This window comes from Devosia sp. (assembly GCF_024707125.1).
Taxonomy (GTDB): Bacteria; Pseudomonadota; Alphaproteobacteria; order Rhizobiales; family Devosiaceae; genus Devosia.
Genome location: NZ_JANQAH010000009.1, coordinates 177353 through 189894, shown reverse-complemented (window position 1 = coordinate 189894; position 12542 = coordinate 177353). Strand labels below are relative to the sequence as shown.

Annotated in this window: 12 protein-coding genes; 4 read left to right on the top strand and 8 right to left on the bottom strand. The window is 62.8% G+C overall.

Annotated features, from left to right (window positions below; genetic code table 11):
- Positions 1-15 precede the first annotated feature (15 nt).
- The 4 genes from NVV77_RS10825 (at position 16) to NVV77_RS10810 (ending at position 5225) form a co-directional block, all read left to right on the top strand.
- Positions 16-900 carry a F0F1 ATP synthase subunit gamma gene (locus NVV77_RS10825; protein ID WP_295412910.1) on the top strand — a complete coding sequence of 295 codons (885 nt, stop codon included), beginning with the start codon at positions 16-18 and terminating at the stop codon, positions 898-900.
- 21 nt (positions 901-921) lie between these two features.
- Positions 922-2361, top strand: a complete 1440-nt coding sequence (atpD, locus tag NVV77_RS10820) for a F0F1 ATP synthase subunit beta (protein WP_295412909.1) — start codon at positions 922-924, stop codon at positions 2359-2361.
- Between the two features lie 86 nt (positions 2362-2447).
- Entirely contained in the window at positions 2448-2870 is a 423-nt protein-coding gene (locus NVV77_RS10815; protein ID WP_295412906.1) for a F0F1 ATP synthase subunit epsilon, read from the top strand.
- Positions 2871-3071: 201 nt separating this feature from the next.
- On the top strand, positions 3072-5225 hold the full coding sequence (locus NVV77_RS10810; protein ID WP_295412899.1) for a methyl-accepting chemotaxis protein: 2154 nt from the start codon (positions 3072-3074) through the stop codon (positions 5223-5225).
- 1 nt (position 5226) lies between these two features.
- Here the strand turns inward: NVV77_RS10810 and NVV77_RS10805 are convergent, their stop codons facing one another.
- The 8 genes from NVV77_RS10805 to NVV77_RS10770 form a co-directional block, all read right to left on the bottom strand.
- On the bottom strand, positions 5227-5913 hold the full coding sequence (locus NVV77_RS10805; RefSeq protein ID WP_295412898.1) for an aspartate/glutamate racemase family protein: 687 nt from the start codon (positions 5911-5913) through the stop codon (positions 5227-5229).
- A 7-nt stretch (positions 5914-5920) separates the two neighbouring features.
- Positions 5921-6454 carry an RNA pyrophosphohydrolase gene (locus NVV77_RS10800; RefSeq protein ID WP_295412896.1) on the bottom strand — a complete coding sequence of 178 codons (534 nt, stop codon included), beginning with the start codon at positions 6452-6454 and terminating at the stop codon, positions 5921-5923.
- 59 nt (positions 6455-6513) lie between these two features.
- Positions 6514-7653 carry a divergent polysaccharide deacetylase family protein gene (locus NVV77_RS10795; protein ID WP_295412894.1) on the bottom strand — a complete coding sequence of 380 codons (1140 nt, stop codon included), beginning with the start codon at positions 7651-7653 and terminating at the stop codon, positions 6514-6516.
- An 89-nt stretch (positions 7654-7742) separates the two neighbouring features.
- Positions 7743-9134 carry a S41 family peptidase gene (locus NVV77_RS10790; protein ID WP_295412892.1) on the bottom strand — a complete coding sequence of 464 codons (1392 nt, stop codon included), beginning with the start codon at positions 9132-9134 and terminating at the stop codon, positions 7743-7745.
- Positions 9135-9140: 6 nt separating this feature from the next.
- Complete coding sequence (locus NVV77_RS10785; RefSeq protein WP_295412891.1) at positions 9141-10550, bottom strand: peptidoglycan DD-metalloendopeptidase family protein; 1410 nt, start codon at positions 10548-10550, stop codon at positions 9141-9143.
- Positions 10551-10764: 214 nt separating this feature from the next.
- Positions 10765-11247 (bottom strand): 23S rRNA (pseudouridine(1915)-N(3))-methyltransferase RlmH, encoded by a 483-nt coding sequence (gene rlmH, locus NVV77_RS10780; protein ID WP_295412890.1) that lies wholly within the window; start codon positions 11245-11247, stop codon positions 10765-10767.
- A gap of 83 nt (positions 11248-11330) precedes the next feature.
- Positions 11331-11723, bottom strand: coding sequence for a ribosome silencing factor (gene rsfS, locus NVV77_RS10775; RefSeq protein WP_295412889.1), 393 nt, complete (start codon positions 11721-11723; stop codon positions 11331-11333).
- A 183-nt stretch (positions 11724-11906) separates the two neighbouring features.
- Positions 11907-12542 (bottom strand): nicotinate-nucleotide adenylyltransferase, encoded by a 636-nt coding sequence (locus NVV77_RS10770; protein ID WP_367178616.1) that lies wholly within the window; start codon positions 12540-12542, stop codon positions 11907-11909.

Genomic DNA, 12542 nt, shown 5'->3' with positions numbered 1-12542 from the left:
AGGAGACGACAGGCAATGCCGTCGCTAAAGGACCTTAAGAATCGGATCGACTCGGTCAAGTCGACCCAGAAGATCACCAAGGCCATGCAGATGGTCGCGGCGGCAAAGCTCCGTCGCGCCCAGGAAGCTGCCGTGGCGGCCCGCCCCTATGCCGAGCGCATGGAGCAGGTGCTCTCGAGCCTGGCTGCCGTCTATGACGGCCAGGCCGATGCGCCCGTCCTGCTGGGCGGCAATGGCAAGGACCAGGTGCATCTTCTGATTGTGGCGACCGGCGAGCGTGGCTTGGCGGGCGGCTTCAATTCGTCGATCGCGCGTCTGGCACGTGACCACGCCCTCAAGCTTCTGGGCGAAGGCAAGACCGTCAAGTTCCTGACGGTTGGCCGTAAGGGTCACGATATCCTCAAGCGCCAGTTTGCCGATAAGATCATCGAGACCATCAGCTATCGCGAAGTCAAGAATATCGGCTTTGCGCAGGCCTCTGAAGTCTCCCAGAAGGTGCAGGCCCTGTTCGCTGCTGGCGAATTCGACATTGCGACCCTGTTCTTTGCCAAGTTCAACTCGGTGATCAGCCAGGTGCCGCAGGCCGTGCAGATCATTCCGGCAAAGATCGAAAAGACCGAAGGCCAGGGCGATGCGTCCGCCGCCGTCGTCTACGAATACGAGCCGAGCGAAGAAGCGATCGTGGAAGACCTGCTGCCGCGCAATATCAGCGTGCAGATCTTCCGGGCCATGCTCGAGAACGGCGCTTCCTTCTACGGTGCGCAGATGTCCGCCATGGACAATGCGACCCGCAATGCCGGCGAAATGATCAACAAGCTGCAGCTGAGCTACAACCGCCAGCGTCAGGCCCAGATCACCAAAGAACTCATCGAAATCATTTCTGGCGCGGAAGCGCTCTAACCCATCAGCGAGGACGAACAAATGGCAGAAAAAAAGGCCGGTCGCGTTTCGCAGGTCATTGGCGCCGTCGTTGACGTGGTGTTCGACGATCACCTGCCCGCCATCCTGAACGCACTTGAAACCACCAACAACGGCCAGCGCCTTGTGCTGGAAGTTGCCCAGCACCTCGGCGAAAACGCCGTGCGCACCATTGCCATGGACACGACCGAAGGTCTGGTTCGCGGCACTGAAGTGACCGACACCGGTTCGGCTATCACCGTGCCCGTGGGCGACGCCACGCTCGGCCGCATCATGAACGTGACCGGCGAGCCGATCGACCAGGCCGGCCCGATCACGACGACCGACAAGCGCGAAATCCACCAGGAAGCGCCGTCCTTCGCCGAACAGTCCCCTGAAGCCCAGGTGCTCGTCACCGGCATCAAGGTCGTCGACCTCATCGCTCCCTATGCGCGTGGCGGCAAGATCGGCCTCTTCGGCGGCGCCGGCGTGGGCAAGACCGTTCTCATCCAGGAACTGATCAACAACGTCGCCAAGGCGCACGGTGGTTACTCGGTGTTCGCTGGCGTTGGTGAACGTACCCGCGAAGGCAACGATCTCTATCACGAAATGATCGAATCGGGCGTGAACAAGGACCCGCATGAGAACGGTGGCTCGGCCGCTGGTTCCAAGTGCGCCCTCGTGTTCGGCCAGATGAACGAGCCCCCCGGCGCCCGTGCCCGCGTTGCTCTGACCGGTCTGACCGTTGCAGAAAACTTCCGCGACCAGGGCCAGGACGTGCTGTTCTTCGTGGACAACATCTTCCGCTTCACCCAGGCCGGTGCCGAAATGTCGGCTCTGCTTGGTCGTATCCCGTCCGCCGTGGGTTACCAGCCGACGCTGTCGACCGACATGGGCGCGATGCAGGAACGCATCACCACCACGAACAAGGGTTCGATCACCTCGGTGCAGGCCGTCTACGTGCCCGCCGACGACTTGACCGACCCTGCGCCGGCAACGACCTTCGCTCACCTTGACGCGACGACCGTTCTCAACCGCGCCATCTCGGAAAAGGGTATCTACCCGGCCGTTGACCCGCTGGCTTCCAACTCGCGTATTCTCGATGCCAACGTTGTCGGCGTCGAGCACTACGAGACCGCCCGCCAGGTTCAGGCGATCCTGCAGAAGTACAAGGCTCTGCAGGACATCATCGCCATCCTCGGCATGGACGAACTCTCCGAAGAAGACAAGCTGACCGTGGCCCGCGCCCGCAAGATCGAGCGCTTCATGTCCCAGCCCTTCGACGTGGCTGAAGTCTTCACCGGTTCGCCGGGCGTGTTCGTGCAGCTCGAAGACACCATAAAGGGCTTTGCTGGCCTCGTGAAGGGTGACTACGACCACCTGCCCGAAGCTGCCTTCTACATGGTCGGCACCATCGAAGATGCCGTCAAGAAGGCCCAGAAGCTCGCCGCTCAGGCTGCTTAATTTTTGCAACTTGGGCTCGCCGCTCGCGGCGGGCCCAGCGCATAAGCCCGATGTTTCGGGTTTTCTCCGCTTAAGGGACCAAAAAAATGGCTGAAGGCCTCAAGATCGAGATCGTGTCGCCCGAACGTCTGCTGGTTTCGCAGACCGTGCAGTCGGTCAGCGTGCCGGGTACCGAGGGCTATTTCACCGTCATGGCCGACCACGCGCCCTTCATGACCACGCTGCGTCCCGGTTTCATCACCGTGACCGGTGATAATGCATCGGAAGTTTTCTTCGTCCGCGGCGGCTTTGCCGACGTCTCGCCCGCCGGCCTGACAATCCTGGCCGAAGAATCCGTGCCCTTCTCCGAATTCGACCATTCGGACCTGCAGGCGCAGATCAAGGCTGCCGAGGAAGAACTCGCCCGGGCCGAAACGCCCGAGGACAAGTCCTATGCCCAGCAGTTCGTCAGCGCGCTGCTGAACCTGGCGCTCGAAGCCCAGCAGCTCAATGAAGGTCACGTCCACTAAGGGACGCCGACTGGATACAGTTTTTGAAGGGCCGCCCGCAGGGGCGGCCCTTTTTGCTTCCCTCTTTTGCGCGTTATGCCTAGAATTTGAGCAAGCCATTGGCGCTGCGTGATTTTGCGCCTTAGGCAAGCTTCAGTTAACATTTCTATCGCAGTCTTTTCCGCAACGGCGTTGGGACGCCGATGTCTTGCGGGGACCTGCATGTTTTCCATCCTCAGCCATCTGCGACTGACCGTGGTTATTGCGGCCATGTCGATCATCGGCATTCTGCTCGCCGGCGTCACCATTCTGGGCGCACTCTTTGTCACGCTTTCGAGCACAGTCAGCAGCGATGCCGAGGACGCCATCCGCTCCTCGACCCGCATTGCCGCGCAAATCTTTCAGGTCAATCTGCCCAATCTCGAAGTGGTCGTGGACGGCTCGGGCAATGTCGAGACGCTGACCGGCCGCAGCATGCCGCGCTTCCGCACCAATGACATGATCGATGCCATTGCCGGCGTCGCCGGGCAGGATGTCGCCATCTATGTGTTTGACCCCGAGCAGTCTCCCGACCTTGTCGTTGGCACGACCAGCCTCATTGACGATACGGGCGAGCGTCTGCTCGATCAGCCCATCGCCGCAGGAACCGCGCTCCATGCCGCGCTCCTCGCCAATAGGGCCGTGACCGAAAGCGGCGAGATCGCCGGCGCGGGTTACTTTCTTCGCTACCAGCCGATCGCCAAGGAGGACGGCACGGTCATCGGCGCGCTGATGGTTGCCGTGGCCCGTGCGCCCATCGAGGCGGTGCTCAATCGCTCCATGCTGGTGCTGGCGGGCATCGTGGCGCTGGCCGTGCTGGTCCTCGGTCTTGCCGCTTTTCTGGTTTCGCGCGCCATTACCCGGCCAATTCCGCGCCTCTCCGAAGCCATGGCGGCGATCGCCGAGGGCGATCTCGCTCATGCCATTCCCTATCTCAGGAATGGCAATGAACTGGGCCTGATGGCGCGCACGGTCGAGGTTTTTCGCGCCAATGCGGCTGAAAAAGCCGTGCTGGACGCGCAGGCCCGTCAGCACCTCGCCGAGGCCGCCGACCATACCGGGCAATTGCAGGCCATCTCGCGCTCGCAGATCGTGGTGGAATTCAATCTCGACGGCACGGTGGCCGGTGCCAATGCCAACTTTCTCAGTCTGCTCGGCTATCGCCTCGAGGATATTGCCGGCCAGCCCAATGCGCTCTTTCTCTTCGATACCGATCCCAGTAGCCAAAGCTACAGGCAGTTCTGGCTCGATCTGGCAGGCGGAGAATTCAAAAGCGGCGAATATCGCCGTCGTAGCCGCGAAGGACGCGAAGTCTGGATCCAGAGCACTTTTACCCCGATCTGCGACGAAACCGGCCGGGCCTACAAGATCGTGCAGTTCGCAACGGACGTAACCGCGCGGAAGCAATCGGTGGCGGCGCTCGGGGCTGGGCTGAAGCGTCTTGCCGATGGCGATCTGACCGGTGGCATTGCGACGCCATTCCCGGTCGAGTTCGAAGACCTGCGCCTGGCGCTCAACGCGACTGTGGAGCGCTTTGCCGATGTCATGCACCAGTTGCAGACAACAGCCAGATCGCTGCGCGTGGCCGGTGGCGAGCTGCTGAGCGGGGCCAACGACCTTTCCGACCGCACGACCCGCCAGGCCGCCACCATCGAGCAGACGTCGGCGGCCATGGAAGCGCTGGCCGGTACGGTGGTCGAGAATGCCGGCCGCGCCGAGGAGGCTGCTCACAAGACCGCCTCGGTCGCCAGCGTGGCCCAGCAGAGCGGCGCCGTCATGAGCGAAGCGACGGAAGCCATGCAGCGGATCACCCACTCTTCCGGCCAGATTGCCAATATCATCGGGCTGATCGACGACATCGCCTTCCAGACCAATCTTCTCGCGCTCAATGCTTCGGTCGAAGCGGCGCGGGCTGGCGAAGCGGGCAAAGGGTTTGCCGTCGTGGCCGTCGAAGTGCGGCGCCTCGCCCAATCGACCGCCCAGGCCTCGTCCGAGGTCAAGCAATTGGTCGAAAAGAGCGGCAGCGAGGTTCGGAGCGGCGAGGAACTGGTGGCGGCCGCCGGCAACAAGCTGATGCAGATGCTCGACGTCATGCAGCAGAATACTACACTTGTCGGCGCCATCGCCAAGGCCAGCCGCGAGCAGGCCGCCGCCATCGGCGAGGTCACCGTGTCCATTCAGACGCTCGACGAGGTGACCCAGCACAATGCGGCCCTGGTGCAGGAAACCCATGCCGCCATCGAGCAGACCGAGGCCCAGACCCAGGCCCTCGACCGCATCGTCGATATTTTTCAATTGGAGACGCCTGCGCCGTCACGCAAGCAGCGCGCAGCGTGACTTAGGCCAGCGCCGCGCCCACCAGTGCGCGAGCGTGCAGGTCTGTCGTATCGAAGACCGGCAAGGGGCTGACGGAATCGTCGATCAGCATGCCGATCTCGGTACAACCCAGAATGACCGCCTCGGCGCCCCGCGCGGCGAGGCGGCTGATGGCGTCGACATAGATTTTTCGCGACTCCTCGCGGACGATGCCGCGGCAGAGTTCGTCATAGATGATGCCGTTGAGATTGGTGCGGTCCACCTCGGGAATGAGCGCGGTAAGGCCGCGCTGTTCCAGCCGTTCGCGATAAAAGCCCATTTCCATGGTGAAGCGCGTGCCCAGAAGGCCAACCGTCGAATAGCCATCCGCGAGCAAGGCATCCGCCGTCGGATCGGCAATGTGCACGAAGGGTGCATCGACGCCGGCCATCATCTTCTCGGCAACCAGATGCATGGTGTTGGTCGCAAGCCCGATCACCTCGGCCCCGGCTGCTTTGAGCCGCAGTGCCGAGCGATTGAGCAGCGCACCCGCCTCGTCCCATTTTCCCGCTGATTGCAGCTCCGCAATGGGCGCGAAATCGAGCGAATCCACGAGGACCGGCGCCGAATGGAGACCACCCAGCCGCGCCGCCGTCTCCTGGTTGAGAATGCGATAATAGTGTGCCGTCGATTCCCAGCTCATGCCGCCGATAAGGCCAATGGTCTTCATGATTTTTCTACGCGTGGGTAAAGCGCTGCGGGATGTCGATGAAAGCCTCGACGACCTTTTCATAGGCCTCGCGCTTGAACGGCACGATCAGCGACGGGGTGCGCGACAGGCGCTCCCAGCGCCAGGCGTCGAATTCGGCGTGGAATTTGCCGCCGCCGGGCGCGGAAACGTCGATGTCACTATCGGCGCCGGTAAAGGCGAAGGCGAACCAGCGCTGGCGCTGGCCACGATACTTGCCCTTCAGCGCCTTGCCCAATTGCTCGTCGGGCAGGTCGTAATAGATCCATTCCGGCGCCTCGGCGAGGAGGCTGACGGACGAGATACTGGTTTCCTCATAGAGCTCGCGCAGCGCGGCGCGCAGCGGATCTTCGCCGGCATCGATCCCGCCCTGCGGCATCTGCCAGGGGGCGTCATAGTCGGCCGATTTTTCCGGATCGTCGGCCTTGCGGCGGCCGACGAATACATTGCCCTGGGCGTTGAACACGGCAATGCCGACGCAGTCGCGATAGGGGAGGGATTCTCGGTTCGGAATAGACGACATGATGTTTCGGTCAGTTCTGTTGGCGCCCAGCGGGCCAAAGCTAGCCTGTCTCTGAGACGCTATTGCATCAGGGCGCTGGCAGGAACCAGCGCAATACCCTTGCCATCAAGGCCCGCCGACCATTCCGAGACGGCCTGGATGGAAATGGGCAATGCGCTGACAATACCAATTGCGCTGCCATGTTCCATGGCTTCGGCTTCAAGGCTGTCCAGCGCTGAGAGAATAGATGAGCGCGCCGGATTGGCGTCGATCAGCATGCTGGCCCGTGCATAGGGCACCTTGTTGGCGCTGGCGAGCTGGGCCGAAACCGAGCGGTTCGAAGAACCATCGTCGATATAGCCGACGCCGCGCGCGCCAAGCTCTTCCATCACCGGGCCAAAATCACCGGCGGAAGCGGTGAAGCGCGCGCCCATATTGTTGATGATGCCAAAATAGCCGCCAAAGCGCGCCATCAGCCAGAACAGCTTTTCGAGGTTTTCACGCGGCGGCTCGCCCGTAAGCAGCGTATGCGGGCCGGGATCGTTCTGCGGGAAGTCGAAAGGCTCAAGCGGCACTTCGAGCATGACTTCGTGGCCGCCGCCGCGGGCGACAGTGACGGTCTTTTCGAGCGCCTTACCATAGGGCGCGAAGGCCAGCGTCACAAGGTCGGGCAGCTGCGCAATGGCGTCGAGCGAACCCTGCTCGTTGATACCGAGGCCAGTGACGATCAGCGCGATGCGCGGCCCGGTCCCGGCGCTCGCTGCTTCGAATGGGTGGTGATAGGTGGCAAAGGGAGTCTGGCCGGTGCCGGAAATGCGCGGAATCGGGCCATTGGCCGTCTCTTCGCTCAATTCGGGTACGATGCCGGAACTATCGGGCGCCAGATGCGCCTCCGCGGTCGCCGTATCAGCGGCGGGGCCGGGAACGGCGATGATCGAGCCATCGGCCGGATATTGCTGCGGGTCGGCCGTGATGGTGGCGGGGCCGGAGGCGACCGTATCGGCGACGCTATTGCCGACCTGGGAATTGATGATGCCCGCTTCCTGGCTGGGCCTTCCGCCCGTCGGGTCATCAACCAGAACCAGTCGCGCCACCGTGCCCACGGCGATGACGCCGATCAGGCCGAAAAGGATGCGCGCGATAGGCAGGTGCGGACGCCCCAAGGCATTCTTGAGGCGCTGTCTGCGGCCGGTCAGGGGCGTACTCAAATCATTGGCCATCGGCAGTCCGGCCCTACCCGAGAGAGAAGAAAATGGGGGCGCAACGGCGAATCAACCCGCTGCGCCCCCAGTCTAGCACGGCTCAGCCGTTACTCCGCCTTTGGCGGGAAGGCGGCATTCGTCTCCTCGCCATTGATCAGCTTGATCGCATATTGCAGCTGCGCGTCATCGGCAGCTTCCTGCGGCACATAGACCGAGGAACCGACAGTGCTTTCTTCCTGGCCTTCGATGGTGATGTGACCGGCAAGGCCGGCTTCGCCGACGATCTCGTCACGACCCTGGAATTCGGCGGGGACCACCTGGCGGATCTCGATATCGGGCGTGATGCCGAGCGCCTGGATGGAGCGGTTGTCCGGGGTGTAGTAGCGGGCCGTCGTCAGGCGCATGGCGCCATCGGGCCCGAGCGAAATGATCGACTGCACCGAACCCTTGCCGAAGGAGCGGGTCCCGACGAGCGTTGCGCGCTTGTGGTCCTGCAGGGCGCCGGCGACGATTTCGGAGGCCGAAGCCGAGCCGCCATTGATCAAGACGACCAGCGGCACGTCGACGAGCTGTTCGTCGAGCGGATCGGGCTCGGCGTCATAGCGGGCGCTTTCCTGCTCGGTCCGGCCACGGGTCAGAACGACCGCACCTTGCTTGAGGAAGGCGTCGGCGACATAGACGGCCTGATCGACGAGACCGCCGGGATTGTTGCGCAGGTCAAGGATGATGCCCTTGGGCGCCACGCCATCGCGTTCGGCATAGATATCGCGAATGGCATTTTCGATGCCGATATAGGCCTGGGCCGAGAAGCGGGCGAGGCGCAGCACGGCGACATCGCCCTCCATGCTCCAGCGCACGGCGCGCATGGCGATGGTGGCGCGGGTCAATTTGAATTCGAGCGGCTTGTCGACGCCTTCGCGCGCCACGGTCACGGTGATGTCCGTGCCCACCGGCCCACGCATCTTTTCGACGGCTTCGTCGAGGGACAGGCCCTGGATGGAAACGCCATCGAGCTCGATGATGAAATCATTGGCCAGAATGCCGGCGCGGGCGGCCGGGGTCTCGTCGATGGGCGAGATGACCTTGATGGTCCCCTCTTCCATGGTGACTTCGATGCCGAGACCGCCGAATTCGCCAGAGGTGTCCTGGCGCATTTCGTCGTAATCGGCCGGCGGCAGATAGCCCGAATGCGGGTCGAGCGAGGTTAGCATGCCCTGGATGGCAGCGCGGATCAGCTCCTGCTCGTCCGGGGGATCGACATATTCGGCGCGGATGCGGTCAAAAATCTCGCCGAAGAGATTGAGGTCGGCATAGATTTCCAGGGGATCGCGCGGCTCCTTGTCGAGCTCTTCGGCCGTGGGCTCGGGCTGCTCGCCACTCGGATTGGGCTCTTCCACCGGCGTTTCGGGGGCTGGCGGCGTGTCCTGTGCCAAAACCCCGACGGTCGGGATGAGCAGCGCCACACCAAGGGCGGCGGCGCGAAGGGTGGTCAAGCGCATGGATTACTATCCCGTCTGTTGTTCGTTCGGGGCCCACCAGCTTTCCGGGTCGATGGGCTCGTTGTTCTGTCGCAATTCTATATAAAGCGTCGGCTGGGCGTTGCCAGCATTGGTGGTCACGGTCCGCCCAATTGTGCGTGATCCCATCTGTCCCAAGGGTTCGCCCAGAAGGACGAACTGCCCGATATCGACGGAAATGGTATCCAGTCCGGCTAAGAGGGTCGTGAAACCCTGCCCGGTATTGAGGATGACGATCTGGCCATAATTGAGGTAGGGCCCTTTATAGAGCACCCAGCCATCGGCTGGCGCCACCACCTGCGCTTCGGCGCGGGTAACAATGGACTGGCCCTGCGAAATGCCGCCAAAGCCGTCCCCGGCGCCAAACTGCACCACGGTGACACCATTGGCCGGCTGGGCAAGATAGCCGCGCGCCAGCGGAAAGGGCACGGCCGGCTCGGTGCGCGCCGCATTGGCAAAGGCGAGCTGGATGGCTTCGGGCGAGAGCTGCGGCACATCCGTCTGCGTTGGCGTGCCGGTCTGGGTCTGGTTGGCGCGGGCCGAGAGGGCGTCGATGAGTTCGCGAAGCGTGCTGGCGCGTTCGGCGAGGTCAACGGCTGCCTGCTCTTCGCTGCTGAGTTGGGCGCCGACCTGCTCGATGCCCTGCTTTCGCGCCGCGATCAGGGTGGCGATGCGCAGCTGCTCTTCCTCGAGCACGGCATAATTGGCTTTCAGCGTCGCCTCTTCGGCAAGCGCCTGTTCCTTGATGCCCATCAGCGTCTTGAGATCGGTGCTGACCGTGTCGGCGCGGTTGCGCAGCTGCGGCACGATGGCGGCGATCAGCATGGCGCCGCGGGCTGAACCGAGCGCGTCGCTGGGGTCAACGATGAGGGCCGGCGGCGGATTGAGCGAAATGCGCTCGAGCGCTGCCAGCACATTGGCGATTTCGGCATCGGCGCCATCGAGCCGGCCGCGGACTTCCAGTTCCTCGACGATAAGGTTGGAGAGGCGCTCCTCGACATCGGCCACTTCGATTTCGGCCAGTTTTACGCGTTGGCCAGCGGCGATGAGGGCGGCGTTCTGGCGGGTGCGGTCACCCTCCATTTCGGCGATCTCGGCTTTGAGCGCATCGATGCGCTCGCGGCTCAGCTGCAGCGAGGCTTCCACTTCCTCAAGATCAGCCGCATTGCTGCGCGCCGTTTCTTCGCCATCGGCTGGAGGAGTGGTCTCGGCGGCCGGCGCTGCGTCCACTGCCGGCGCTGTTTCAGTGGGGGCCGGGGTAGTCGGCGTGGTGGCCGCAGGTGGCGTCGTCGCTGCGGGAGGCGTCTCGGTCTGGGCGAGGAGGGGCAAGGCAAAACCCCCGGCAAGCACGATGCCGCCGAGCGTTGCTCTGACGATGCTGTCCGGCCAAACCGGCATGAAAACTCCTGGGCCCAGCGGCTTGCCCGCATGGCGCACCGAATCACTCAGAGGCGAGATTAGCAAAGGGCAGGAAAACTGCAGGTTAACGTTGCTTAACCATAATTTTCTGCACCCGTTCGCGCTGCCTATGGGGCGGAGGTGCCGGAATTGTGGCGTACTACCCTGTGCATGTCTTCATCCCGGAAGCGGCGGTCACTTTCCGAAGACGTGCTTAGTCGCCGCGATGATAGGGATGACCCGATAGAATCGTGGTGGCACGATAAAGCTGTTCGGCCAGCATGATGCGCACCAGCTGGTGCGGCCAGACCATGGGCGAAAAGCTCAGCGACAGGTCGGCGCCACGCACGAAATCGGGGTCGATGCCATCGGCTCCGCCGATGACGAAGGAGACCGCGGGCCTCCCCTCATCGCGCCAACGCCCAAGCAGATTGGAAAAGGCCTCGGAGCCCAATGATTTGCCGCGCTCGTCGAGCGTCACCAGAATGCCATCGGGCAGGGCGGCGCGCAGGCCCTTGGCTTCCTCAGTTTTGCGGGAAGCAGCCGAGCCGGCGCGGGATTCATTGAGTTCGGTGACGTCGAAGCCAGTGAGCGCCAGTGGTTTGCCTGACGCAATGGCCCGATCAAGATAGCGCGAGACAAGCTCGCGCTCGGGGCCGGACTTCATCCGGCCCACGGCCGCAATGGCTATGCGCATGGTTTTTTCCTATGCGCCGGCACACAGGAGCCGGCGCCTAACCACCATTTCAATGTTTCGGGGAAACATTGAAATGGTTGAGATCAGTGAGCGTCGGCAGAAAAATCCGCCTGCCACATCTTCTCGATATTGTAGAATTCGCGCACTTCCGGGCGGAAGATATGGACGATCACATCGCCCGTATCGACCAGTACCCAGTCGCAATGGGGCAGGCCTTCCACGCGGGGCTTGCCAAAACCATTTTCGCGCAGGGCGCGGATGATCTGGTCTGCCACAGCGCCGACATGGCGCTGCGAGCGGCCCGAAGTCACGATCATGTGGTCGGCGAGCGAGGACTTGCCGGTGATATCGACCGACACGGTCTCTTCCGCCTTGGCGTCATCGAGCACGTTGAGGATCAGTTCGACGGCCGATTCGACCGAAGGCGCAGCAGCTGCTGCAGGGGCGGAAACAGTGTTATTGGGCAGCGCGGCCATCAGAAACGGCCTTCCGCCCATGCGTGAGCATGAGTCATGCGATTAGTCAGCATCCTTGGTTGTTGATCGGAATATTGCGGCGTCTTGGCAAACGGCAAGCCGTCAGTTCCTGTTCCGAAAACAGCGATCATTTCCCTGAATATGCGCGTTTTCCGTCATTTCTGCAAGACGAAGGCTACAAGTCTAGGAATTCCGGGGTTTTGACGCCCGAATTGCACTTGAAGACAGGCTCGATTGACGTCCGTGGAGATAGACCCAGGCAGGCGGCGGCAGGCTCGCAAGCACAGGCGCATCCTCCTGGTCGATCTGCCCATGGGCCAGGGCGAGAGCCGCGCGCGAGGCCAGCGCGCGGTTGGATGAGCCGGGCCGCGCATAGACCGCGATGGGCAGGGTTTTCGCAATGTCCTGCCAGCGTTCCCAGCGATGGAAGTCAGCCAAACTGTCGGCGCCCATGATCCAGACAAAGCGCCGATCCGCCAGAGAATGCGTCAGGAAGCGCACGGTCTGCCAAGTGTAGCGAAAGCCTTTTTGGGCCTCAAAGCCGGTGACACGAATACGCGGATTGTTGATCAGCGCCCGTGCCGCCTGCACCCGGTCGGCCAGCGGGGCGAGTTCGGAATGGTTTTTCAGCGGATTGCCGGGGGTCACCAGCACCCAGAGCGCATCGAGCTCCAGCCGACGCATGGTCTCTTCCATCACCAGCACGTGGCCGGCATGGATGGGATTGAAACTGCCGCCGAACAGGCCAATGCGCATGCCGCCGCCGGAAGGCGGCAGGTCGGTTATGCCGGGAATGCGGATGGCAGCACGCAAGGTCAC